The organism is Terrabacter sp. GCM10028922, assembly GCF_042666095.1.
Classification (GTDB): domain Bacteria; phylum Actinomycetota; class Actinomycetes; order Actinomycetales; family Dermatophilaceae; genus Terrabacter.
In genome coordinates this window covers 239,353-262,993 of record NZ_JBHTFG010000014.1, presented here as the reverse complement: position 1 = coordinate 262,993, position 23,641 = coordinate 239,353, and the positions used below count along the sequence as shown (strand labels likewise).

Sequence of the window (23,641 nt, the reverse complement as noted above, 5' to 3'; positions counted from 1 at the left end):
CAGCGGCCCTTCAACGACTCGGCCAGCTTGTTGAGGATCCAGAAGATGATGATGGCGCCGCCGATCCCGCCGATGATCGCGACTACCGCGTTCACGATCTTGATGGCCATGGCACTTCCTCTCTGACGTAGGACAAAGCGCTAGCAAGGAGCCGCCACCAGGACCGGCGGGCAAGATCTGCAGGACGCGTTCCGCGCGGCCACCGACCAGCTCGTCGCGATCGTGTCCCGCGACGACGTCGCGGCCACCTGGGGCGAGCCACGGGGGTGACCCTGCTGGTCCCCCCGCGGCCGGGCGGGCGTCAGCTGCCGCTCTTCGGGAAGCTGTCGTCGATGTTGTTCAGCGTGGTGTCGAGGTCCTGCTGGCCCGAGAGCCACTTGACCGGCTCGGTCCAGAACGTCCCGGCACCCACCTTGGCGGGCATCAGGTCGGAGCCGTCGAAGCGTGCGGCGGTCGCCTTGTAGAGCACCTCGCTGGCGATCTTCTGCAGCGTCTTGTTCGGCAGCAGCGACACGTCCGCCGTCTTGTGCGCCGAGAACGCGCCCGCCTTGGCCTGCTCGACGCCGTTCTCCTTGCTGGCGATGAAGTTGCGCAGCTTCAGGGTGTTGGCGTCGTTGTTGAACGCGGCCGCGAGGTCACCGCCGATGAGCACCGGGTTGTCGCCCTCGGTCTTGGCCGGGAACGCCAGCGGGCCGGTCTCGGTGTCGAGCTTGGCGATGACCGCGTCGGGGAAGCCGCCCTTGTTGGCCACGAACGTGGCCTGCTTGAACAGGAAGCAGCCCGGGGGCTGGGTGAACATCGCGTTGCCGCCGGTCTGGAAGTTCGTCGCGACGATGGACTTCGTGCCACCTCGGACGTAGCCCTCACCGAAGGCGATCTTCTGGAAGTACTCCCACGCCGGCTTGATCTCGGGGCTGTTGTTCTTCAGCTCGCCCTTGACCCACTTGTCGTAGTTCTCGGGCCCGGCGAAGCGCAGGACGAGGTCCTCGAGCCAGTCGGTGATCGGCCAGCCGGTGGCCGCGCCGGACTCGGCAGCGATGCACCACGGGGTCTTGCCGTCGGCCTTGATCTTCTCGGTCAGCGCGAGCAGCTCGTCGAGGGTCTTCGGGGCCGTGTAGCCGGCCGCCTTGAAGGCCGGCGCGTCGGTCCACAGGACACTCTTGACGCTGACCTCGTTGGGCAGGCCGTAGACCTGGCCGTCGGCGCACGTACCGGCCTCGACGATGCCCGGCACGAGCGTCTCCTTGTTCGTGGTGACCGTGGCGGCGTCGAACGGGACGAGCTTCTTCTGCTTGGCCAGGTCGCACATGAGGCCGGGCTGCGGGAACAGGCCGACATCAGGGGCGTTGCCGCCCTGCACGCGCGTGCGGATCTCGGTGTCCCACGAGGCCGCCTTGGTGAACTTCACCGTGATGCCGTTGTCCTTGGCCCACTTCTCGACGTCGAGCTTGAAACCGGGCTCGCTGTCGGGTCCGAGGCCGTACATGACCTCGATGGTGCTCTTTCCGGGGCCGCTGGCCGGGCCAGCGCTGGGGGCCGATCCGGAGTTGGACGAGAGACATCCGGACGCCAAGCCCGCGACGGCGATGCCGATGAGAGCTGTCAGCCCTGCCTTTCGGTTCAACATTCCTGCTCCTCCTTGGAGGTTTGGGGGCTCCGTTGGCCCCAAGGCGATCAGCTGGGCCATGGTCCGGCTGTCGAACACGAACCGACGTGACCCGCCTGCGTGCGCCGAGGCGACACGGGCGAAGTTCACGTCTGGCATCCGGTTCGCTCCTCTGTCCGATCCGCCACAGCGGACAGGAGAGAGCGGTAACACAACTGAGCCGTGACAAAGGTTTCACGGAGTGAAAGGAACTTGCACCGGGAGTGTGGCACTGACCCCAACAGTTCGGCAAGGGGTTGACAGTCATCGAACGTGCAACAGATGGGGTGTGCCAGGTTTGAGACCTCCTCCCGACTGCATGGGATGCAAACTCCTTTCACCACGCCACCGATTCGCGGATAGGCTGCACGTCATGTCCCACGACGCCCAGTCACTGACGCGAGTGACGCTGGCCGACGTCGCCGCCCGAGCCGGTGTCTCGGAGGCCACTGCCTCGCGGTCCCTGCGGGGAGTCTCGAAGGTCTCGCAGGTGACTCGCGAACGGGTGCTCGACGCTGCTCGTGACCTGTCCTACGTCACAGCCCTGCAGGCACTGACCGAGCAAGCGGGGCCGCGGCGCACCGTCGCCGTGATCGTGCCGTTCATCACCCGGTGGTTCTTCGGCACCGTCACATCCGCGGCAGTGGACTACATGAGGGACCGCGGCTATGACGTGCTGCTCTACCATCTCGGCAACGCCGACATCCGTGACCACTTCTTCCAGCGAATGCCCCTCGCCAGGAAAGTGGACGGGATCCTTTCCCTCTCGATGCCCCTCACGGAGGAGCACACCCTGTCGCTCCGCTCGATCGACATGCCGCTCGTCAGCGTCGGCTCCACCATCCCCGGGTCGCCGTCTGTGGGCATCGACGAAGCGGCGGCCGCCAAAAGCGCAGTCAGCCACCTGCTGCATCTGCGGCACGAGCGGATCGCGCTGATAGCCGGTACGCCGGACGACTTCTGGTTTGACTTCGCTCCCTCGAACGCTCGTCAGCTCGGCTACGAGCAGGCGCTCGGCGCCGCGGGGATCGAACCCGACCCCCGCCTTGTTGTCTCGGGGCCCCATGGGATCCAGGGTGGCGCCGCGGCGATGGCTGAGCTGTTGTCCGGTCCGGTCATGCCCACCGCGGTCTTCGCCGAGTACGACGAGCTCGCCCTCGGCGCTCTATGGGCATTGCGCCGTGCTGGCCTGCGGGTGCCTCAAGACATGTCGGTGGTCAGTATCGACGATCACGAGATGGCGCCCGTCCTCGACCTCACCACCGTCGCCCAGAATGTCGAACGGCAGGGCCAAGCCGCCGCGCAGATGCTGCTGCAGCTGCTCGGCGCTGAGGTGGGCACCCCACCGCAAGAACGGATGGTGCTCCCCACCAATCTCATCCTGCGCGGAACCACAGCGCCGCCATCATGAGGGCGGGACAACCATCGACATGCGGGTGCATCCGACACAGCGGCCGGTTCGGCTGACGACGGTGTTGGCCAAGACGCACGCGGTGCCCGCGCCTCCGGAGGGTGGCGGCCACCGGCGCACTTCGTGCGCCGATATCGGTATTACCGGCCTGAAGTGACAGGCGGCTCCCACCGAAGCACCGCCGTCTGCGATCAGCTCTATGACCCTTTGACCACTCATCTCTTGGAGAATGCCGTGAAACAGTCGGTCCGCTATGCCGCGTACCTGGATCCGGAAGCGCCTGTGGCAGCAAGGATCGAGGACTTGCTGTCACGGATGACCCTCTCGGAGAAGGTCGGACAGCTGCTGATGCTCGACGCGGAGCATGGGGACGTCGAGGAGATCGTGTCGGGCAAGCTGGCCGGGTCGATCCTGCATGTGTCACCCGCGCGGATGCCGGAAGCCATCGACCTTGCCCTCAGGACACGGCTCGGCATTCCGCTGCTCACCGCCGAGGACGGCGTCCACGGCCACTCGTTCTGGCCTGGCGCGACCATCTTCCCGACGCAGCTGGCGATGGCCTGCACCTGGGATCCTGCCCTGCTCCAGCGGGTCGCGCGAGCGGCCGCGACCGAGATCGCGGCGACCGGCATCCACTGGACGTTCTCGCCGGTGCTGTGCATCACCCGCGACCTGCGCTGGGGCCGTGTCAACGAGACGTTCGGTGAGGACCCGTTCCTGATCGGTGAGCTGGGGGCGGCGATGGTGCGCGGCTATCAGGGTGAGGGCCTCAGCGACCCGAGCGCCGTGCTGGCGTGCGCCAAGCACTTCGCGGGCTACTCCGAGACCCTGGGTGGGCGCGACGCGAGCGAAGCCGATCTCAGTCCGCGCAAGCTGCGCTCGTGGTTCCTGCCCCCGTTCGAGCAGGCCGCTCGTGCCGGCTGCCGCACCTTCATGCTCGGCTACCAGTCGATCGAAGGGGTGCCCATCACCGCCCATCGGTGGCTGCTCAACGACGTGCTCAAGAGCGAGTGGGGCTTCACTGGCACGCTGGTGACCGACTGGGACAACGTCGGCCGGATGGTCTACGACCAGCGAATCTGCGCCGACTACCTCGAGGCTGCGGCAGTCGCTGTCAACTCCGGGAACGACCTCATCATGGCCACACCGGCGTTCTTCGAGGCCGCGCAGGAAGCGGTCGGTCGCGGCCTGGTCGACGAGAAGCAGGTCGATGACGCGGTGCGGCGGGTCCTGCGGCTGAAGTTCGAGCTCGGGCTCTTCGAGGACCCCCGCACCCCCGACTCTGAGCGGCAGGCGAAGGTGGTCGGTTGCCGCGAACACACCGACCTCAACCTCGAGACCGCCCGTCGTTCGTTGGTGCTGCTGCGCAACGACGGCATCCTGCCCCTCGAAGGCGGGCTGACCTCGGACGGAGCCGGCCGCGCCGCAAGCCAGGGCACGCCGCGCACGATCGCGGTCATCGGCCCCAACGCCGACAGCCCGGAAGCCACGCTCGGTGACTGGGCGGGCGACTCCGGACAGGTTCCGTGGATGCCCGACGGACACCCACGCGACCTGGTGGAGACGGTGCTCGACGGCCTGCGCGCCGTCGCACCCGCCGACTGGACCGTTACGCATGCCCGCGGAGCCGACATCGCAAGCCCCGCGTTCGACCGCGAGTGGGGCATCGGGCCCGACGGCCAACCGCAGGCACCCGTGTTCACTCCCGCATCGGTCGACGAGGAACAGCTTTCAGAGGCGGTGGCCGCCGCGGTGGCTGCCGACTACGCCGTCGTGGTCGTGGGGGACACCATCGCCCTTACGGGCGAGGGGCGCTCGACCGCCACGCTCGACCTCCAAGGCGGCCAGATCGCGCTGCTGGACGCGATCGCCGCCACCGGCACACCGATGATCGTCGTCCTGATCCAGTCCAAGCCGAGCACCCTCCCGGAGTCGGCACTGAACGCGGCAGCACTCATCGAGGCGTTCAACCCCGGCATGCGCGGGGGCCGCGCCGCCGCCGAGCTCCTCCTCGGACTCATCGAACCCAGCGGTCGACTCCCGATCTCCTTCGCACGTCACGTCGGACAGCAGCCGGTCTACTACAACCAGATCCGAGGTCAGCATGGGAGCCGCTACGCGGACCTCACCCAGGACCCCCTGTTCGCCTTCGGCGAGGGCCTCACCTACACCACCATCGCCTACTCCGGCCTGAATGTGCACGACCCGGAAGTCCCCGCGGACGGCACCGTCAACGCGACGGTTCGACTCACCAACAACGGCAGCCGCCCAGCCCTGGAAACGGTTCAGGCCTACGTCAGCGATCTGACCACCAGCGTCACCTGGGCCGAGCAGGAGCTGAAGGCATTCACCCACGCCGAGATCGCGCCCGGCGAAAGCCTGGACGTCGACATCAGCATTCCGGCCTCGCGCTGTTCCCTCGTCACAGCGGACAGCCGCCGCGTGGTCGAACCAGGGGAGTTCACGCTCCGCGTCGGCCCCAGCTCACGGCGCGAGCACCAGCTGACCGCAGGATTCCGCATCCGGACGTGAAGGCGCATCCGGGGCCGACAAGGAGCTCGGCCAGCGATCAGTCCGGGTCAACGACCGAGCGCCCTCACTGGCCCGTGGTTCGGCAGGGTTCGCTTTCCACTCCAACGACGGCTCCCACCGCCACCGCCATTCACCTGTGGAGACGCCGGTCGGAGCCAAGGACTCCGGCCGGCGCTTCCACATCTGGTCTCACGCGTTCAGTTCGGAGCAGGTGGCGGACTGCCTCGGGGGGTGCCGGCTCAGGCCTTGACGGCGAGGACGGGGCACGTCGCCTCGAGCAGGATGCGTTGGGCGAGACTCCCCATGATGAGCTTGCCGACGGGGGTGCGGCGTCTCAGGCCCAGCACGAGGAGCCGTGCGTCGTTCTCCTGTGCGATCTGCACGACGGCATCGCTGGCGTCGCTGAGCTGGGAGCGCCCGATGCCGATGGTGAGTCCCTTTTCGTCGAGCTGGCTCGCGGTGGGTCCGAGCTGCTCCCGGACCTCCTCGACGGTCACGGGTCCGGAGCCGGCCGCCACGGCGATGACGAGGTCCTCGAGGCGAAGCAGTGCCTCTTGGGCTCCTGCGAGGAGTGCGGCGCGGCCGGGCGGGGTTGCGGAGTGAACGACGGCGATCGTCATGAGGTGCTCCTGACTCGGAGAGTTGGCATTTCCGTGTTCGGGTTGCGGGGTTGGTCCCGGGGGCTCATCCGAGCAGGCCGGTGGGCAGGTCGACCGGTATGAGGGATGGCAGCGCGATCAGCGCCGCGCCGAGGACGACGGTGTAGATGACCGTGGTGCGGGTGCGTGCTCGTGCCACGAAGAGCAGGTACGCCGGCACGAAGACCAGTACGGCAGCCAGGTAGCCGACGATGGTGACGAGGGCGAGGAATCCGACCATCAGGGTGAAGGTCCGCAGGGCCGTTCGCACCGTGAGCCGCTCGGCTGTGCGCCCGCGCGTCCACAGCTGTCGGGCACGCAGCTCCTGGATGAGCAGCACCAATCCCACGAGGATGCCGGCGACGGACACCAGCCGCGGCAGCAGCTGGGCCTCCGGGGAGAACCCGCTGCTGGCCACGAGTGCGGCGGCGCACACGGTGACGGAGCCGACGGCGACCGCGAGCGACCACGGCGAGTTCTTGAGCAGGCCGTCCGTCTCGCCCTCATCGTCGTCGTGCAGTAGTGCGGCGGCGATGCCGTGCCCGTCGTCGCCGGCGATGTTGCGGCGCCTGCGAGCCCACTTGACGAGAGCCCACAGCGCGGGGCCGATCAGCACGGCGAGGAAGACCAGGACCCAGGGCCGCGACATCCAACCGAGCCCGTCGTTGAGTGTGGCGGTCAGGTAGTAGTAGCGCTCCATGGGGATGGCCAGCACGAACCCGATGAGGAACGGCGCTCGAGGGGAGTCGGTCGCCTTGAGGACCCAGCCGACAAATCCGAGGGCGATCATCACCCACAGGTCGCCGATCTGGCCGCCGCCCTGGAAGGCACCGAGAAGCATGACGACCAGCAGACCGGGGCCAAGGACGGCGAAGGGCACCTTGGTGAGCTTGGCCAGGGTCGGCGTCCCAAGGAAGCAGAGGAACGCACCGACGATGCTGGCGATCGCGAAGCACCAGATGATCAGGTAGAGAAGATTGAGGTGCTCGGTGACGATGGCGGGTCCAGGCTGGATGCCGTAGGTCAGGAGCATCCCGAGGAGCATTGCTGAGGGCACGCCTCCGGGGATGCCGAAGAGCAGTGTGGGAATGAGGTCTCCGGCCTCAACTGAGTTGTTCGCGCTCTCGGGGCCGACGATGCCGCGCGGGTCGCCCTTGCCGAAGGTGCGCTTGTCCTTGGCGGTCGCGACGGCCTGGCCGTATGCCAGCCACGTGCCGGCGGTGGCACCGACTCCCGGAAGGATGCCGGCCCAGATGCCGATGAGCGAACCGCGGATCACCTGGCTCCAGTGCGTGAGCCACTCCCGGATGCCGGCGCCCCAGCCGCCGCCGAGGGTGATGAGGTTGCGGCTGGTGCGACGCTGACCGACGCGGGTGGCGATCTCGGCCAGGCCGAAGATGCCCAGCGCTACCGCGACGAGCGACAGGCCGTCGCCCAGGAAGAGGCTGCCGAAGGTGAAGCGTTCCTCAGCCGTGGTCGGTGACGTGCCGACCATGCCGAGCAGCAGGCCGAGCAGACCGCAGAGAACCCCTTTGACGACGTTCCCGCGTGACAGGACCGCGGCCAGTGACACACCGAGAACCGTGAGCATGAAGAGCTCCGGGCTCGCGAACGAGAGCACGAGCGGCCGGGCGAGCGGGATGGCGAGCGTGAGACCGAGTGCGCCGATCAGACCACCTGCCATGGAGCTGAGGAAGGCAAGCGACAAGGCGCGCTTCGCCTGTCCTCGGCGCGCCATGGCGTACCCGTCCAGCATCGTCACGCTGGCAGAGGCTGAGCCCGGTGCTCCCAGCAGCACCGCGGAGACGGTATCGGAGGTGTGGACGACGGCCAGGGCCCCGATGAGCAGGGCGAAGGCCTGTGCCGGCTCCATCCCGAACGTGACAGGCAGCAGGATGGCGACGGCGCCGGTGCCGCCGAGGCCGGGGATGAGCCCCATGACGAGGCCCGCGGCCACGCCGATCATGAGCATGAACAGGAGCGACGGTTGGGCGAGGGACTGGAGGGCACTCAGTGCTGCGTCGAACATGACGGCCTCAATCGATCTTGACGTTGTAGGTGGAGGTGAGCAGGTCGACGACGTGGCTGCGGACCTGGGGGCTGACGGCATACGCGGTGGCGATCCGTTGGCGTAGGTCCGCGCCGGCGTCGAGCGGGTAGCCCCCGAGCACCTTGGCGGCAGACTTCTGGAACGCTGCTGACGCGCCGAGCTTCTCCGCGGTCGACCGCATCAGTTCGATCGCCTCGGGCGGGGTCTGCGGAGGAACCCACAGACCCTTCTGGTACGTGTATGTCACGCCCAGAACGGTCTTGTACGCCTCCAGCTTCGGGCCCGTCGGAGCGGTCCCGTGCAGGGTCTCGTAGGCCTCGACGACGGTGGGCAGGTCCTTGAAGTTCGGGTCGCGGACGACGTTGCGGTTCTCGTCTAGCTGGCCCAGGGAAAACAGAGCAACGGCGCTCTTCTCCTCGAGCAGCGTCTTGACCGCGGAGGCGTACGCCGAGGTCGTCTGGTAGTCGATGTCGACCTCGCCGCGCTGTAGGGCCAGGTTGACCGGGCCGCGGCCCTCGAAGCCGAAGGTGGCGCTGACGTCCATCTCGAGCAGGTCGAACGCGAGCAGGGTGGTCAGGTCGAGACCGGTCGCGGCGATCCCACCGAACTTCAGCGGGGTGGGTCGGTCGACGAGGTCCTCGAGGCCGGCGACTCCTGCCGCCGTGCGGGCGTAGACGACGGCTCCTGTGCCGTTGGCCAGGATCGGGACGAGGTCGGTGAAGTTGTAGCGAACGGCCTGTCGTCTCAGGAGCCACGGCACGACAGTCGTCGCAGTGCTGACGAGCAGCTCCGTGCCGTCCGGCTTCGCTGAGCTGACGTAGTGGTTCGTACCGGTGATGCCCTCGCCGCCGGACTCGTTCGTGGGAGCGAAGCCGGGGGAGCCCGGGATGGCGCGGGTGAGCTGTGTGCCGATGAACCGTGCCCACGTGTCGGTCCCGCCGCCCTCGGCCAGTGGGATGAGGAACTCGACGGTCTCGCCGGCGTAGTCGCCGTCTGCAGTCGATGCCGGCGGATGGAGCAGGTCGCTGCCGAGCAGCGTGCCCGCCGCGGCAAGGATGGCGAATCCACCCATGACGCTCAACGCCGTTCGGCGGGTGGGGAGGGGAAGATCGTCGCCGGACTCGTCGTCTGCGACGGTGGCCGGATCCTCGTGGTTCGGCACGGCCGCGGACTCTGGTTCCTGACTGGTCACCTCGGGATCAGCCTGCTCGTCGCCACCGGTGCGGGGCAAGATGTGTTCAGGGCGGTTCATCGGTTCGACCTTCTCTCGGACGGCGCTGTGCCGGGTGGTCTGGGGAGTGGGGAGGAGCGTGAGCGACGCTGGCGCGGTCTAGGCGCTGGCGGACTCCAGGTCCTGCGGCTGCCGCGCAGTCAGTGGCAGCTCGATGTGGCCCTCGACCAGGCGGCGGTAGGTGCGCACGGCGGACACCACTTCTTGTCCGTCCACGACGGAGTAGGTCGTCGCGACGGTGCCCGCTGGCGTGAGCATCACGAACTCGTCACTGGCGGCCCAGCCTTCGTCGGCCAACAGGTCGGCCACGACCGTGCCCGCCGCGCGAGCGGCCAGGGTGAGAGCCACACTGCCCGTGATGGGGAGTGCGGGATGGACCTTGCCCATAGACAGCATGCGGACCACGAGGACCGCGCCGTTCGACTGCTGGTCACGGTTGGGGGCGGCCACGAGCGCGAGCTTCGGTATCGCCCGCTCGGCCAGTGGCCTCTCCGAGGCCAAGCCCATGGCGACCGCTCCGGCTCGGCGAAGCTCGTCGAGGGTTGACAGCAGGCCTCTCTGTTCGTCGAGCTGGGCCGGTGTCTCGCTGCCGCTCAGCCCGAAGTCCTCGGCGCGAACCACGACCACCGGGGCCCCCGCGTCCACCAGCGTGGCGCTGATGCCGCGGCCCTCCACAGCCAGAAGGTCGGTCCGCTCGCCGGAAGGAAACAAGGCCCCCGTGCTGCGACCCGCCGGTGCCACGAACCCGAGGTCGACGCGGGCCCCGGGCCGGGCGACCCCGGGGATGGTCGTCGTGGGAGTGTCATCCAGGCCACCGGCACTGGTGGCCACCTGCTGGACCATGAGCTGGTTCGTGTTCGTGTTGAGGACGCGCACGCTGGTCCGATCGCCGGTCGCCGCAACCCAACCACTACGCACGGCGTACGGCGCGACGACGGCTGAGCAGTTGCCGCAGTTGCTACCCCAGTCGACCTTCGCCTCTTCGATGCCGACCTGCGCGAAGGTGTACTCGACGTCGATGCCTTCGTGTGCGGATGGGGCCAGGATCACGGCCTTGCTCGTCGTCGACGTCGCACCGCCGACGCCGTCGAGCTGCCGAGAGTCCGGGCTGCCGAAGAGTGCGAGGAGCACGTCGTCGAGGTCGACGCCGGGTACCTCGAGGTCGTCTCGACGAAAGACCCAGCACTTGCTCGTTCCGCCACGCATCCACGTCGCTGGAATGGTCGTCACGCTGGTCCTCCTGGTGAGTTGGGCTTCGACCCAGATTGGAGGACGCGTCTCTGTAGCACCAGCGCGGATTTCTACATGACCTTTAATGGCCTCTTCATTCAAAGCAGCCAGAATGCCGTCGGCTGGTTTGCGGCCCGACGTCCACGGCCGGCGTCGTAGTGAGCAGACGAGCGCGCCCTCGCCCTGTGGTTTGAATGAAGTGATCGACGTGCCAGACTTCAGAGCCATTAAGCACAAGTGAAAGGATCGCCGGTGCTCGATCTTCGACGTCTCGAAGTGCTCCTCCGTGTGGTCGAACACGGCTCGGTCACGGCGGCCGCAGAAGCGATGGCCTATACGCCCTCCGCGCTCTCGCAACAGCTTCGCCGCCTCGAGCTCGAAGTCGGGATGCCGCTGCTCCAGCGACATGCCCGAGGGATGGTGCCTACCGAAGCCGGACATGTCCTGGCCGTCCACGCACGCAAGGTGTTCCGACAGATGGCAGCCGCCGAGAGCGATCTACGCGACATCGCCGGGCTGCGTCGCGGAAGCCTCGAGCTCGGCACCTTTCCTACGGTCGGCAGCAGCTTCCTCCCCCTTGCTGTGAAGCGCTTCGGTCAGCTCTACCCGTCGATCCAGCTCAACATCCGAAGCGCCCGCGAGTCCGAGCTCATCGAGATGCTGGAGGAGGGTGTGGTCGGCCTCTCACTGCTGTGGGACTACGAGTGGGGCAGGGTCGAGGCGAGTCAGCTGGCCCTCACTCCGCTGTTCACCGATCCGACAGTGCTCATCGTGTCCGTCGACCACCCCTTGGCCCGCAAGAAGCAGGTAGACATGGCTGCGCTGGCAACCGAACGGTGGATCATCCGCTCGAACCAGCATCCCGTCGTCGAGGTTCTGTCCCGTAGCGCGCTCGCAGCGGGCTTCGAGCCACAGATCTCCTTCCGTGCCAATGACTATCAGGAGGCTCAGGCCATGGTGAGCGTCGGGCTCGGGATCGCGCTCGCGCCGCGTACCGCCGTCGTCAACAAACACCCTCGCGTTCGCATCCTTTCGCTCGGAGACACTGCCCCGAGCCGGCGTGTGCTCGTGGCCCACCGCCAGGACAGAGTTCGCGCGGCGACCGAGATGGCATTTCACCAGGTGTTGACGGAGATCGCGGCCACGTATGAGGACCAGCCGAGAAGTGGCGTCGGCACCACATGAACCAAGCTTCGTGGTCTGGTGTTGTTCTGTTGGCCGTGCTGGTCGCGGATGACTGCCGTGGCGGGAGCCGGCGGCGGAGGACGTCGCGCGTTTCGTCACCGACGCGAGGTAGGCGCGGGTGGCTGACCTGTCGTGCGCGTCCCTTCAGAATGCCCCGCTCTGTCGCGCGGAGGCAGGCCAAATACGCACCGGTCTACGTATCGCTCCCGATTCGCTGAGGTCGTTGGACAGGGAGCGTAAAGGGCATGACGCAGAACCTGGCGAGGCACAGTGCCTCGGCTCGGCGCATCGCCGGGACCACCCAGTAGCAGGTCTGCTCGAGGAGCTGTCATGTCCATCGCACCTACGGCATACCGGGTCGAGACTCAGGCCTATGCGCGCGAGGTCAGCGTCATCCCTGTGACGCAGCTGCGCCCAGGCGACCTCGTGTTCGACACGGAGGGCATGGATCATCCACTGGCCTCGGTGGGACAGGGCATGGACGGGACGGTGTGGATCCAGCGCAACGACCTGCCGTATGTCGAGCACCTCGCAGGGGCGATTCTCGTGGCACGCCCACGAGGTGGCCGGGCTGCCGCCTGACCCGTGAGGCGCGTGAGGTGTGGGTCGTTCGGGTCAGCTTCGAGCTCAGCGGCCCTGCTGCTCGATGACCCACGAGCTGGCCTGCGTCCTGGAGGTGAATCCCAGCTTGGTCAGGATGTGCTCGACGTGGGTCTCGGCGGTGCGCGGTGCGATGACCAGGCGCGTTGAGATCTCCTTGTTGCTCAACCCCTCGGCCAGCAGCTGGGCAATCTCCCACTCGCGACGGGTCAGGCCGCCGGGTGTCCCGGTGCCCGTCGCTGTGGTCCGAGAGGAGCCGCTGTGACCGGAGGCCTGGGACAACGCGAGGTCCACCGCCTGGTCCGCCGAGCATGCCGAGCCCTCTGCGTACGCCACATCGAAACGACGGTCACCGATCGCGGACCGCACCTGCTCCTCCGAACGCTGGTCGAACTGTCGGTAGACCGCCTGAGACACGTTCCCACCGATGGTCCCCCAGACGGCATCCGCTGCTCCGAGCAGGCGCGCCGCACGTTCGTCGGGGCTGGAGGATGCCGCGCACCAGGCCAGGGCCTCGACGCAGACGCTGACCCCGTTGAGGTTCCGCATGGGTAGGAACAGCCGGATGCCGTTCCGCAGTGAGCTGGTGGCGTCCTGGTGCCGGCCAGCGCGCCACTGGGCGAGACCCAGGCCCCACAGTGCCCAGCCTTTCGACGACTCTGCCGCATGCTCCTCGGCCAGCCCCACGGCCTGTCGACTGAGGTCCTCGGCCCGCGGGTCGTCGAGGAACATCATCGCCAAGGACTGGAGGTGCACGCTGCGCCACTCGTCCCTGGGCTGGCCGAGCCGCCGGGCGGCATCGCGGGCGGCTTCCAGGAACGGCACGGCCTCGGCCGGGTGGCCGCTGTGCAACAGGGCGTGCCCTTGGCCCTGCTTGACGCGCGCCGACAACAGCTCGTCTCCGAACCGGTCGCTGAGCTCACCGGCCTCGGCGAGCAGCGCCCGTGCTCGGTCGAACTCGCTCAGGTGGATCGCGAGGTTGCTCGTCGCGAACAGCCCGTATCCGCGGCTCAGCGTCGGCTCGGTGGAAAGCCCCAGCCCGCGAAGCAGATACCGGTATCCCTCGTGAAGGTGGCCGGCGTGCCACCAGGGCCACAGCGGTGCGGCGATGTCCAGGGCGGTCGCCGCCTCCCCGGGTTCACTGAGGCAGAAGTCCAGGGCTGCGCGGAAGTTGCCGTGCTCCCGGGCCATCCGGACGTACCACTCCGCCTGCTGGGGGGTGAAGAACTCCGCGGCGAACGCATTCGCCAGCTTCCGGTAGCGCTCCCGGTGCCGAAGGCGGATCGCGCGGGCGTCCGATGGGGGCAGGCGCCGTGCACCGTACTGTCTGATCGTCTCCAACATTCGGTACCACGAAGCCCCGTGCTCCAGGTCGTGCTCACGTGCGACGATCGACTTGTCGACGAGACCGGCCAGCGCCGGGAGCACGTTCTGCCGGGTGACGCCTTCGCCGGCGCAGACCTCCTCGGTCGCGTCCAGGTCGAAGCCGCCCGAGAAGACGGACAGGCGCGCCCACAGCAGCTGCTCCTCCGGAGAACACAGGTCGAAGCTCCACGCGATCGCCGCTTCCAGCGCGTGCTGACGCGCGGGACCGCCGCGGCGTCCGCTGGTGAGCAGCTCGAACCGGTCCTCGAGCCGTTCGAGGATCTCCGCGGGTGAGAGCGCGCGCAGCCAGACCGCGGCGAGCTCGAGAGCGAGCGGCAGGCCGTCCAGCCGTCGGCAGAGCTCGACCACCATGCCTCGGTTCTCCTCGGTGACCTGGAACTCGCGATCCACCGCCTTGGTGCGGTCCACGAGCAGAGCCACCGCCTCGTAGTGCGATATCGCGCCTGCCGGAGCAGCGGCATCCGCCGGCGTGCTCAGCGGCGGGACCGCCAGGACCTGCTCGCCCTCGACGCCCAGCACGTGTCGACTGGTCACCAACACGTGCAAGCCTGGTGCCGCAGCGAGCAGCTTGCCGACCACGACCGCGCACGACTCGGTCAGGTGCTCGCAGTTGTCCAGCACCATCAGCAGCCGCTTGTCCTCGAGATGGTCGGTGAGGTCGGCGAGCGGGGCCTCGGACACATGATGCAGGTCCAATGCGCTCGCGACGGTGTGCGGCAGCAGCTGCGGGTCGTCCAGCGCCGCCAGCTCGATGAACCACACGCCGTCGGGAAAGGCACGTCGCACGCTCGCGGCGGTCTTCAGCGCGAGCCGGGTCTTGCCGACGCCACCCACGCCGGTCAGCGTCACCAGCCGACTGCCGGACAGCATCTCGCGGATCTCTGCCAGCTGCTGGCGGCGCCCGACGAAGCTGGTCAGCTCCGGGGGCAAGGCCTTGTGAATCTCCGACTTCACAATCGTCATGCCCATCGCCTCCGCTCAGCCCTTTGGGAAGGCCTGCACCGAGAGTGCGGCCCCGCAAAAGCGCTGTCAATGGAGCGGTGCGCACCGGCCTCACGCGCGACAGGTGCGGGGGTACTCAGAAGGCGGTGTACCCGCCGTCGACGGGGAGGACCGCTCCGGTGATGTACGAAGACTCTGACGATGCGAGGAAGAGGATCGCGTCCGCGACCTCATCGGGGGTGGCGAGGCGTTGGAGCGGGATCTGGGCCTCCCGCTCGCGGCGGTACGCCTCGGGGTCGTGGCGGCGCTGGAACGACGCCTCGATGATCGGCGTGGCGGTCAGGCCCGGAGCCACGACGTTGACGCGGATGTTGCGCGGGGCCCATTCGATCGCCGCGCCCTTGGCGAGCATGATCAGCCCTCCCTTGGCGGCGGAGTACAGGACTTCATTCGGCTTGCCGACCATGCCGAGCCGTGAGCTGACGCAGACGAATGCCCCTCCGGCGGGCGGCATCAGGGGGGCGAAGTGCTTCATCACCAGGAACGCGCTGAGCAGGTTGCTGTCGAACGCGTTCCTCGCGTCCTCGTAGGACGTCTCGGTGAGCGGGCCGCTGACCTGCAGGCCGTGGTTCAGGACGACGACGTCCACGGTGCCGACAGCCTCGGCGGCTCGGTGGGCCAGGTCCTCGACGAACGCCTCGTCGTTGAGGTCACCGGGGACGTACAGGTCCTCGGGCCCAGCGGTGTCGAGCTGCTCCCTCCGGCCGGTGAGGAGCAGCCGCGCGCCTTCGCGACGGAACCGCGCGCTCACGGCCTCTCCGATGCCGCTGCTGGCGCCGGTCACCAGCGCTGTCACCTTCTCGAGTCTCATGTCAGGCATTCCTTCACAGGTTGATACGGCCGATGGGGGACTCGGATGGAGAGCCTCCCGGAGGTCAGTTGAGAAATCCGCGGGCGTCGACCGGCCACCGCTGCAGCGACGTGCCGGTGCTGTCGGTGACGATGTACTCCTCGAAGTTGAGGACGACGGGGCAGACGTGGTTCGGCACCACCGGCACCACGCTGCCTACGCTCGGACGAAGCTCCCCGGCGGGCAGTGCGAGGAACCCGTGGTACTCGTTGAGCTTCGCCAGGACCGCCCTTGTGCCGGCGACACCGCCGAAGCCGCGCTCGAGGCTGCCTTCGCGGCTTAGGGCTTTGCTCCCTGCATCGAGGATGACCTGGTCTGGGACCCAGTCGCTGACCACCGTCGCCGCGACGAACAGGGCGATCTGGTCCTCGGTGCAGGCGCCGAGGCGGGTGTTGTTCAGGTCGTAGAAGACGTACTCGCCGGGGCGGATCTCGGTGATCAAGCCGCCGGTGGTGAACTCGATGGTGGGTGTGGACCCAGCGCTGACGACCTCTGCCGTGACCCCGACATCGGCGAGGCTGCGCACGGCGGTGGTGAGCGCTTCGAGCTGGTCCTGCGCGGCGCGCTGGCGAGCGTCCCGACTGGTGCAGCCGTGTCCTGGATACGTGAACACCCCCACCGGCACGAGGCCGCGCTTGCGGGCGGCGAGCGCGAGGTCGCCCGCAAGCGCGGGCGGCGCGCCGGAACGACGGGCACCACAGTCCACCTCGACGACGATCTGGAGCCGGTCCGGTTCGTCGCCCATCGCGTCGGCGAGGGCATCGATGGCCCCCACGTTGTCGACTCCCACCCGCAGCCGGGTGGACTCGGCGAGCCGGCGGATCCGCTCGCCCTTCGCTCCCGCGGGCCAGATGGGATAGGCGAGGAAGATGTCGTCGAACCCAGCGGCCGCGAAGACCTCGGCCTCACCGACGTTGCCGGCCGTGATCCCGACCGCCCCTGCCTTGACCTGGCGCCGACCGATCTCCACACACTTGTGCGTCTTGACGTGTGGCCTGACGTCGAAACCATGCTGCTCGCCGATGCGCTGCATGCGCTCGATGTTGTCCTGCATGACGTCGACCAGCACGATCGGCGCGGGGGTGCTGACCCGCTCGACCAGGGTGTCGAGTGCTCGTTGGAGCCGGTTCACGCGGCACTCCTCGGGATTGCGTGTGGAAGTGGTCGAGGGCCTTGGGGCTGAGGTCCTCGAATGCTGACCAGTGGGACCGATCGACGACGGTCCGGACCGCCGTCGACCGTCCCGGCCTACACCGGAGTGCAGACCATCTGGATCTCGACAGGGGTGTTGAGCGGCAGCCCGGCGACACCGATCGCGGTTCGGGCATGCCGTCCGTTCTCGCCCAACACGTCGATGAGCAGCTCACTGGCCGCGTTGGCGACCTTCGACTGCAGACCGAAGTCCGGCGCGCTGGCCACGAAGACCAGCATCTGCACGATCCGGACCTGGTCCAGATCTCCCACCGCCTGCACAGCGGCGGCGAGGCAGTTCAGTGCGGCATGGCGCGCGAGCTCTCGCGCCGTCTCCAGGTCGACGTCCCGGCCGACAACGCCCTGACCCAGCAGCGCACCGTCCTTGAAGGGGAGCTGGCCCGAGATGTGGATGCTGGAGCCCACCGCCCGGTGGTCCACGTAGTACGGGTTGTCCGCGAGGCTGGGAAGGTCAAGGCCAAGGGCTCGGAGCCGATCTGAAGCCGAGCCCGTCGTGGTGACGCTCATCGGTCTGAGGTCTCTCTTAGGAGGCAGCAGGACGCGGCAGGCCGAAGAGGACGGGGAGCTCGGCGATGTCGGTGATCCGCTCGTAGCCGAGCCAGTGCTCGTCGTGCTCGAAGCCGCGGTCGACGTACACCTTGTTCTCGATGCCCATGATGGCCGCGGGGCGGTGGTCGTACATCGGGCTGGCGGAGACGTGGACGAGCTCGTCGGGTGTCACGCCGAGCTTGTCGAACAGGTACTCGAACGCAGCGAGCCGCGGCTTGTAGACGCCCATCTCCTCAGCGCTGATGATGACCTCGAACGGGGCCTTGAGGTTCTCCGCGAGGCGCACGGCATGGGCCGTGTCGCTGTTGGTGATGATGACCAGCGGGACTGCCTCGGCCAGGCGGTTCAGCGCGTCGGTGACACCGGGGTACGGGCCCCAGGTGGGGACGATCTCGTACACCGCTCGCGCGTCGTCCTCGCGGAACTCGAGACCGACCTTGCGCGAGGCGCGTTCCATGGAACGAGCGACGATCTGGTGGAACGGCTGGTACGCGCCGGTGCACTCGTCGATCCGGTACGCCTTGCAGATCCGCAGGTACTCATCGGCGACCTCGGCCGGCAGCCGGTCGCCCAGGACCTCACGCATCGCGTCGTTGATGCTGAACTTGATCAGCGTTCCGTTCATGTCGAACGTCACGAACTTCGGCTTGTTCTCGAATGCCACGAGTCCTCCAAGGTTGATCGACGTCTCCATGTCCAACGTCGGTTGTTAACTGTTAACAGTAGGAGTAGCCTCGTGGGGTGTCAAGGCGGCTCCGACACCCGGCTTCTCGGTGACCGCAGTCGACAGCCCTATGGCTGGCCGAGTCGCCGACCAACCACTCGTGAGGAGTACGAAATGAAGTTCACGTCCTATTGGCTCGACACCGCCCCGCAGGGTTCTTCGGCGAGGTCGAGGACCAGCGTGGAGGGACGCACCGACGTGGCCGTGATCGGCGGGGGCCTGACCGGCGTCGTGGCCGCGCTGCATCTGGCTCGAGGTGGAGCGAAGGTGGACCTGTTCGAGCAGCACACCGTTGGGTTCGGTGCCTCAGGTCGCAACGGCGGCATGGCGACCACCGGCATGTCGGTCGGCATCCGACAGGCGGTGGACACGATGGGCTTCGACACCGCCGTGCGGCGCTACAACGCCTACACCGAGGCGATCGACCTCATCGAGAAGCTCGTGACGGAGGAACAGATCGACTGCGACTTCGGGCGTCCCGGCAAGCTCAACCTCGCATCCAAGCCCGCGCACTACGAGGGGTTCCAGAAGACCCACGAGCTGTTGAACACGCGCCTGGGCCTGGAGACCCAGCTGGTCCCGAAGGCCGAGCTGCGTCGCGAGATCGGGTCGGACGCGTTCCACGGCGGAATGGTCGAGTCGCAGAGCGCCAGTCTCCACGTCGGCAAGTACATCCGGGGACTCGGTGACGCAGCCGAACGCGCCGGAGTGACGATCCACGAGAAGGCGCCCGTGCTGAGCCTGACCAAGCGCGGCTCGAGCCACGAGCTCGAGACCCCTCGAGGCCGGATCCACGCAGACCAGGTCCTTCTGGCAACCGGGGCCTACACCCGCCGCCCGTTCCGCTGGCACCAGGTCCGCATCGCTCCGGTCGGCAGCTTCATCATCGCCACCGAGCCGCTCGACCGCAGCGTGTGCGACGACATCCTGCCCCATCGACGGGTGGCCTCGGACTCCAAGAACCTCCTGAACTACTTCCGCATCACGCCCGACAACCGCCTGCTGTTCGGCGGCCGCGCGCGGTTCGCGATGTCCAACCCCCAGTCCGACGAGAAGAGCGGGAAGCTCCTCAGGGACGCCATGGTGAACTTCTTCCCCCAGCTCGCGGGCGCCAGAGTCGACTACTGCTGGGGAGGTCTGGTGGACATGAGCATCGACCGTCTCGTCCACGCCGGGGAACACGACGGCGTCTACTACTCCATGGGGTATGCCGGGCACGGAGTGCAGATGGCCACGTACATGGGGCGCCAGATGGCCGAGTACATGTCCGGGGTCTCCGAGGCGAACGTCTGGGGCGATCTCAGGTTCCGTCGCATTCCCGGGCACTTCGGTCCGCCGTGGTTCCTGCCCGTCGCCGGCGCCTACTACAAGCTCAAAGACCGCGTCAGCTGAAGGGCGGGGGGCCTGGTCGACCCTGGTTGGATCCAGGCCCCCACCCTCGCGCAAGGCCTCAGTCGCTTGCCGAAGATCGACGCCAGGGCGAGCGCGTGTGCAGGCTCCTCGGGGAGCCGGGTCAGCCCGCGTACGGCCGCTCGGCGTCCGCTCCCATTCCTCGCTTGAGCGTGCCCCTCGCGCCGTCGAAATGCTTCTTCAGCACCGCAACGGCCCCCTCTGCGTCATCGGCGCGGACCAGGTCGAGGATCTGGCGGTGCTCCTCCACCAGGTCGTCGCGGCGTCGCACGAGGTCCTCGCGGTCGTACGCGTCCATCAGGATGGCAAGACACAGCCGGGTCTCGGAGATCACGGTGGTGAACATGCGCTCCAGCCGCGGACTGTCGGCGGCGACCACGAGCGCTGTGTGGAAATCCAGGTCCCGGTCGACGACCGTCCTCCAGTCGTCGGACTTCTCGGCCGACTCCATCGCGCGGACGATCCGGTCCAGAGCCTTGTACGACGACACCGCCCGCGAGGTCCCCGTGACCCGTCGCAGCGCTGCAGTCTCCAGCGCCTCACGGGCCAGGTAGATGTCGGCGATGTCCGCGGCGCCCAACATGGGCACGAAGACTCCGCGGTGCGGCTCGCTGCGCAGGAGGCCCTCCTGGATCAGCCGCTGGACGGCCTCGCGCACGGGTCCCCGACTGACGCCGAAGCTCGCCGCAAGCTCCACCTCGTTGAGCTGCGTTCCAGGCCGCAGCACACCCTCGATGATGTCGGACCGCATCCGCTCTCCGACCATGGATGCGAGAGTGGTTCTTGGGATCGATGTCGACGAAACGGTCTTGCCTGCCACAGCGCGGCTCCCCTCAGAAGTCCAGAACGATGGTTCCGGTACACAGCGTTTGCACACCCTGCGTGCGCGTCCGGTTGCTCAGACGACGTTGGCGCCGAGCTCCAAACTGTCGACAGTCTACATAGACGAACAGTCAGTTGCTCGGCGCCACGCCGGACCACGCCCCGGTGATCCCGTTGCCTCGCCGATGACGACACCCCTATGGGCACCGGCAGGCGGTACCGAACCGCGAGGGTCACAGCACCTTTTCGAGGAACTTCTGGGTGCGCGCCTCTCGGGGGTTGCACAGCAGGTCCTGGGGTGGGCCTTGTTCGACGACGAGGCCGCCGTCCATGAACATGACGGTGTCGGCGACCTCCTTGGCGAAGCCCATCTCGTGGGTGGCGACCATCATCGTCATGCCGCGTTGGGCCAGGTCCTTCATGACGGCCAGGACCTCCCCGACGCGTTCGGGGTCCAGGGCGGACGTCGGTTCGTCGAAGAGCATGACCTGCGGGTCCATCGCCAGGGCGCGGGCGATCGCGACGCGTTGCTGCTGCCCGCCGGACATCTGCCACGGGTAGTGCTCGCCGTGCCCGTCGAGCCCCACGCTGGCCAGCAGCGACTCGGCCCGTTCGCGGGCCTGGCGTTTCGCGGTGCCCTTGACCAGGACCGGGCCGGACATGACGTTCTCGCGGGCGGTCATGTTCGGGAACAGGTTGAACGACTGGAACACCATCCCGATCCGGGTCCGTTGCGCGGCGATCTGCTGGCGGGTCAGCGCCTGGTAGCTGCCCTGCTCCTCGCGGAAGCCGAGGTCCTCGCCGTTGACCCGCAGGATCCCGCGGTCGATCTCCTCGAGCCCGTCGACACAGCGCAGCAGGGTCGACTTGCCCGACCCGCTGGGCCCGATCAGGCAGACGATCTCCCCGCAGCGCACGTCCAGGTCGATCCGGTCCAGCACCACCCGGTCCCCGAAGGACTTGCGCAGGGCACGCGCGTACACCGTGCCCACGCCATCCACCCCGCCCTTGGCCGGGTTGGTGGGGTTGGTTGTCACGCTGGTGGTCGGGTTGGTCGTCACGTTGGTCATGTCGGTCATGTCGGTCACCTCGCCTCACTGGTCAGGGCCGCGTCGAGTGGGAGCGGGGGTGCTCCGGCGCCGGTGGCCACGCGGGACTTCGAGCGGGAGTACTTCTTCTCGATCAGCGACTGCGGGTAGCTCAGCGCGAGGGTCATGACCAGGTACCACAGGCAGGCCACGATCAGCAGCGGGATCGTCTGGTAGGTCCGCGCGTAGATCAGCTGCACGCTCTGCAGCAGCTCGGCCACCCCGAGCACGCTGACCAGCGAGGTCTCCTTGAACATCCCGATCACCTGGTTGCCCACCGCCGGGACCACGCTCGGCATCGACTGCGGGATGATGATCCGCCACAGCTTGGTGCGCCCGCTCATCCCGAGCGAGTCCGCGGCCTCGAGCTGGCCCTTGTCCACCGAGGCGAACCCGCCGCGGATGATCTCGGCCAGGTAGGCGGCCACGTTCAGCGACAACCCGACGATGGCCGCCGTCGTCGCGCTCATCAACGCGTTGACATCGACCGCCTGGGAGATGTCGGTGAACGGGATCCCGACTCTGATGTTCGGGTACAGCGCGGCGATGTTGAACCAGAAGATCAGCTGGACCAGCACCGGCGTGCCCCGGAAGAAGGTGATGTACCCGGAGGCGAGCAGTATCAACGGGCGCACCTTCGAGACCCGCAGGATCGCGATGACCAGCGCCAGGATGGTGCCGAAGAACATCGTCAACGCGGTCAGCACCAGCGTGAGAAGCAGTCCCTTGAGCACCGTGGGGGCGGTGAAGTACCGGCCCACCACGTCCCACTGGTAGTTCTCGTTGGTGACCAGCGTCGAGGCCACGCCGGCCCCGACCAGCACACACACCGCCCACGCCGCGTACTCCAGCACCCCCCGACGGTGCACCCGCCGCTTCTCGGTAGCCTCCACCGGCCCCACCTCCTGGCTCGGCGCCTTCGGCGCAAGATTGATGGTCGAGGCCATGGCGTTACTTCAGCAGCTCGGACGTCGGGATCGCGCCCGTGCCCAGGCCCCACTTGTCCAGAGCCGCCTTGTACGCCGGCCCGGCCATCAGCGACTGCATCGCCGCGTGCAGCGCCGGCGCGAGCGGGGAGTCCTTCGCCACCCCGAGCGCCACGATGCTGTTGCCGACCTTCTTCTTGTACTGCTGCGGGAACAGCTCGAACGCCTGCGGCTGCTGCTTCGCGGCCCAGGCCAGCTGGGAGGTGTCGTTGAAGACGCCCTCGATCCGCTTGGACGCCAGCTGCGTCAACGCACCCTGCACGTTCGGCAACACCACCGCGTCCACGGCCGGCTTGCCCTGCGCCTGACAGTCACCCGAGATCTGCGGCAGGTACTTCTCCGCCTGCGTCGACCCGGTCACCACCGCGATCTTGTGCCCGCACAGGCTCATCTGCTCCGACATGCTCAGTGCCAGCGGGTTGCCCTTGGAGGTCACCAGCGAGGACCCAGCCGCCCAGTACGTGATCATGTCCAGCACCTTGAGCCGCTCCGGCGTCGGGCTCATGTTCGTGGCCGTGAAGTCATACCGGCCCGCCGCGATACCCGGGATCACCCCGTCGAACGAGACGTTCTTGATCTCCAGCTTCATCCCCAACGACTGCGCCAGCAACGTCGCGATGTCCACGTTGTAGCCGATCGGCGTCTTGTCGTCCGTGTCCAGGAACGAGGTCGGCGGGTAGTGCAGGTCCGCCGCCATCGTCAGCGTGCCCCGCTCCTTGACCGCCGCCGGCAACAGCTTCACTGCAGCCGCGACCGGCTGCACCTGAGGCAGCGAGCCGGCAGGTCCGCTCGGTGCCGCATCCGCCGCACCGGCCGCCTCCCCGGCACTCGACCCGCCGCAGGCCGTGGCCGTCAGCAGCACGACCGGCCCCAGGGCCGCAACACACAGCCGTCGCCTCGAGCTCATCATCGTCTTGAATCCTTCACGCGTAGCTCCATTGATACGGGTCATGTCGAACTTCCTTCGTTCGTGGGCGAGTTCACTCTCGTCCGGTCAGGGTCCGCAGCAGTCGGACTGAGCGCGCGGCGGAGCCTGCGAAGCGCTCATGGCGGCAGCGCTCTCTACCTGAGCCGATGTCATGGAGATTAG

At 67.8% G+C, this 23,641-nt stretch carries 19 protein-coding genes; 5 read left to right on the top strand and 14 right to left on the bottom strand.

The features are described 5' to 3' along the window. Nucleotides 1-301: 301 nt before the first annotated feature. Entirely contained in the window at nt 302-1,627 is a 1,326-nt protein-coding gene (locus ACFQU3_RS14845) for an ABC transporter substrate-binding protein (protein ID WP_385911062.1), read from the bottom strand. A gap of 391 nt (nt 1,628-2,018) precedes the next feature. Here ACFQU3_RS14845 and ACFQU3_RS14840 point away from each other — a divergent pair, with 391 nt between their 5' ends. Both ACFQU3_RS14840 and ACFQU3_RS14835 read left to right on the top strand, forming a co-directional pair. After that, nucleotides 2,019-3,056, top strand: a complete 1,038-nt coding sequence (locus ACFQU3_RS14840; RefSeq protein WP_385911060.1) for a LacI family DNA-binding transcriptional regulator — start codon at nt 2,019-2,021, stop codon at nt 3,054-3,056. A gap of 315 nt (nt 3,057-3,371) precedes the next feature. After that, nucleotides 3,372-5,588 (top strand): glycoside hydrolase family 3 N-terminal domain-containing protein, encoded by a 2,217-nt coding sequence (locus ACFQU3_RS14835; RefSeq protein ID WP_385911074.1) that lies wholly within the window; start codon nt 3,372-3,374, stop codon nt 5,586-5,588. Nucleotides 5,589-5,827: 239 nt separating this feature from the next. On the opposite strand, the gene ACFQU3_RS14830 is transcribed toward ACFQU3_RS14835, so the two are convergent. The 4 genes from ACFQU3_RS14830 to ACFQU3_RS14815 all read right to left on the bottom strand — a co-directional run bounded on the left by ACFQU3_RS14830 (nt 5,828) and on the right by ACFQU3_RS14815 (nt 10,737). Beyond that, complete coding sequence (locus tag ACFQU3_RS14830; RefSeq protein ID WP_385911058.1) at nt 5,828-6,208, bottom strand: universal stress protein; 381 nt, start codon at nt 6,206-6,208, stop codon at nt 5,828-5,830. Nucleotides 6,209-6,272: 64 nt separating this feature from the next. Then, on the bottom strand, nt 6,273-8,255 hold the full coding sequence (locus ACFQU3_RS14825; RefSeq protein WP_385911056.1) for a tripartite tricarboxylate transporter permease: 1,983 nt from the start codon (nt 8,253-8,255) through the stop codon (nt 6,273-6,275). Nucleotides 8,256-8,262: 7 nt separating this feature from the next. Continuing rightward, the gene (locus ACFQU3_RS14820; protein WP_385911054.1) at nt 8,263-9,528 is read right to left on the bottom strand and encodes a Bug family tripartite tricarboxylate transporter substrate binding protein; all 1,266 of its coding nucleotides are present in this window, start codon (nt 9,526-9,528) and stop codon (nt 8,263-8,265) included. Nucleotides 9,529-9,606: 78 nt separating this feature from the next. Beyond that, a complete protein-coding gene (locus ACFQU3_RS14815; protein ID WP_385911052.1) occupies nt 9,607-10,737 on the bottom strand; it encodes a PrpF domain-containing protein in 1,131 nt (376 codons plus the stop codon). 252 nt (nt 10,738-10,989) lie between these two features. Here ACFQU3_RS14815 and ACFQU3_RS14810 point away from each other — a divergent pair, with 252 nt between their 5' ends. Both ACFQU3_RS14810 and ACFQU3_RS14805 read left to right on the top strand, forming a co-directional pair. Then, nucleotides 10,990-11,922: a LysR family transcriptional regulator gene (locus ACFQU3_RS14810; protein WP_385911050.1), complete on the top strand. Its 933-nt coding sequence runs from the start codon at nt 10,990-10,992 to the stop codon at nt 11,920-11,922. A gap of 330 nt (nt 11,923-12,252) precedes the next feature. Beyond that, the gene (locus ACFQU3_RS14805) at nt 12,253-12,504 is read left to right on the top strand and encodes a hypothetical protein (protein ID WP_385911048.1); all 252 of its coding nucleotides are present in this window, start codon (nt 12,253-12,255) and stop codon (nt 12,502-12,504) included. 45 nt (nt 12,505-12,549) lie between these two features. Here the strand turns inward: ACFQU3_RS14805 and ACFQU3_RS14800 are convergent, their stop codons facing one another. The 5 genes from ACFQU3_RS14800 to ACFQU3_RS14780 form a co-directional block, all read right to left on the bottom strand. Further along, nucleotides 12,550-14,871 (bottom strand): LuxR C-terminal-related transcriptional regulator, encoded by a 2,322-nt coding sequence (locus tag ACFQU3_RS14800; RefSeq protein ID WP_385911046.1) that lies wholly within the window; start codon nt 14,869-14,871, stop codon nt 12,550-12,552. Between the two features lie 115 nt (nt 14,872-14,986). After that, nucleotides 14,987-15,721 carry an SDR family NAD(P)-dependent oxidoreductase gene (locus tag ACFQU3_RS14795; RefSeq protein WP_385911044.1) on the bottom strand — a complete coding sequence of 245 codons (735 nt, stop codon included), beginning with the start codon at nt 15,719-15,721 and terminating at the stop codon, nt 14,987-14,989. Nucleotides 15,722-15,785: 64 nt separating this feature from the next. Then, on the bottom strand, nt 15,786-16,892 hold the full coding sequence (locus ACFQU3_RS14790) for an alanine racemase (protein WP_385911042.1): 1,107 nt from the start codon (nt 16,890-16,892) through the stop codon (nt 15,786-15,788). Between the two features lie 116 nt (nt 16,893-17,008). After that, the gene (locus ACFQU3_RS14785; protein ID WP_385911040.1) at nt 17,009-17,479 is read right to left on the bottom strand and encodes a RidA family protein; all 471 of its coding nucleotides are present in this window, start codon (nt 17,477-17,479) and stop codon (nt 17,009-17,011) included. 16 nt (nt 17,480-17,495) lie between these two features. Beyond that, the gene (locus ACFQU3_RS14780; RefSeq protein ID WP_385911038.1) at nt 17,496-18,185 is read right to left on the bottom strand and encodes a haloacid dehalogenase type II; all 690 of its coding nucleotides are present in this window, start codon (nt 18,183-18,185) and stop codon (nt 17,496-17,498) included. Nucleotides 18,186-18,425: 240 nt separating this feature from the next. Between ACFQU3_RS14780 and ACFQU3_RS14775 the strand changes: the two genes are divergently transcribed. After that, entirely contained in the window at nt 18,426-19,637 is a 1,212-nt protein-coding gene (locus ACFQU3_RS14775) for an NAD(P)/FAD-dependent oxidoreductase (RefSeq protein ID WP_385911036.1), read from the top strand. A gap of 121 nt (nt 19,638-19,758) precedes the next feature. On the opposite strand, the gene ACFQU3_RS14770 is transcribed toward ACFQU3_RS14775, so the two are convergent. The 4 genes from ACFQU3_RS14770 to ACFQU3_RS14755 form a co-directional block, all read right to left on the bottom strand. After that, entirely contained in the window at nt 19,759-20,421 is a 663-nt protein-coding gene (locus tag ACFQU3_RS14770; protein WP_385911034.1) for a GntR family transcriptional regulator, read from the bottom strand. Between the two features lie 289 nt (nt 20,422-20,710). After that, nucleotides 20,711-21,556, bottom strand: coding sequence for an amino acid ABC transporter ATP-binding protein (locus tag ACFQU3_RS14765; RefSeq protein WP_385911032.1), 846 nt, complete (start codon nt 21,554-21,556; stop codon nt 20,711-20,713). A 5-nt stretch (nt 21,557-21,561) separates the two neighbouring features. Then, nucleotides 21,562-22,512 carry an amino acid ABC transporter permease gene (locus ACFQU3_RS14760; RefSeq protein WP_385911030.1) on the bottom strand — a complete coding sequence of 317 codons (951 nt, stop codon included), beginning with the start codon at nt 22,510-22,512 and terminating at the stop codon, nt 21,562-21,564. A gap of 4 nt (nt 22,513-22,516) precedes the next feature. Next, on the bottom strand, nt 22,517-23,503 hold the full coding sequence (locus tag ACFQU3_RS14755) for an ABC transporter substrate-binding protein (protein WP_385911028.1): 987 nt from the start codon (nt 23,501-23,503) through the stop codon (nt 22,517-22,519). Between the last annotated feature and the right edge of the window lie 138 nt (nt 23,504-23,641).

Bases quoted from the DNA above. Each gene is read 5' to 3' on its own strand.
- ACFQU3_RS14845 (WP_385911062.1), bottom strand. From the start codon at position 1,627: ATGTTGAACCGAAAGGCAGGGCTGACAGCTCTCATCGGCATCGCCGTC.
- ACFQU3_RS14840 (WP_385911060.1), top strand. From the start codon at position 2,019: ATGTCCCACGACGCCCAGTCACTGACGCGAGTGACGCTGGCCGACGTC.
- ACFQU3_RS14835 (WP_385911074.1), top strand. From the start codon at position 3,372: ATGACCCTCTCGGAGAAGGTCGGACAGCTGCTGATGCTCGACGCGGAG.
- ACFQU3_RS14830 (WP_385911058.1), bottom strand. From the start codon at position 6,208: ATGACGATCGCCGTCGTTCACTCCGCAACCCCGCCCGGCCGCGCCGCA.
- ACFQU3_RS14825 (WP_385911056.1), bottom strand. From the start codon at position 8,255: ATGTTCGACGCAGCACTGAGTGCCCTCCAGTCCCTCGCCCAACCGTCG.
- ACFQU3_RS14820 (WP_385911054.1), bottom strand. From the start codon at position 9,528: ATGAACCGCCCTGAACACATCTTGCCCCGCACCGGTGGCGACGAGCAG.
- ACFQU3_RS14805 (WP_385911048.1), top strand. From the start codon at position 12,253: ATGTCCATCGCACCTACGGCATACCGGGTCGAGACTCAGGCCTATGCG.
- ACFQU3_RS14800 (WP_385911046.1), bottom strand. From the start codon at position 14,871: ATGACGATTGTGAAGTCGGAGATTCACAAGGCCTTGCCCCCGGAGCTG.
- ACFQU3_RS14795 (WP_385911044.1), bottom strand. From the start codon at position 15,721: ATGAGACTCGAGAAGGTGACAGCGCTGGTGACCGGCGCCAGCAGCGGC.
- ACFQU3_RS14785 (WP_385911040.1), bottom strand. From the start codon at position 17,479: ATGAGCGTCACCACGACGGGCTCGGCTTCAGATCGGCTCCGAGCCCTT.
- ACFQU3_RS14770 (WP_385911034.1), bottom strand. From the start codon at position 20,421: ATGGTCGGAGAGCGGATGCGGTCCGACATCATCGAGGGTGTGCTGCGG.
- ACFQU3_RS14765 (WP_385911032.1), bottom strand. From the start codon at position 21,556: ATGACCGACATGACCAACGTGACGACCAACCCGACCACCAGCGTGACA.
- ACFQU3_RS14760 (WP_385911030.1), bottom strand. From the start codon at position 22,512: ATGGCCTCGACCATCAATCTTGCGCCGAAGGCGCCGAGCCAGGAGGTG.
- ACFQU3_RS14755 (WP_385911028.1), bottom strand. From the start codon at position 23,503: ATGACCCGTATCAATGGAGCTACGCGTGAAGGATTCAAGACGATGATG.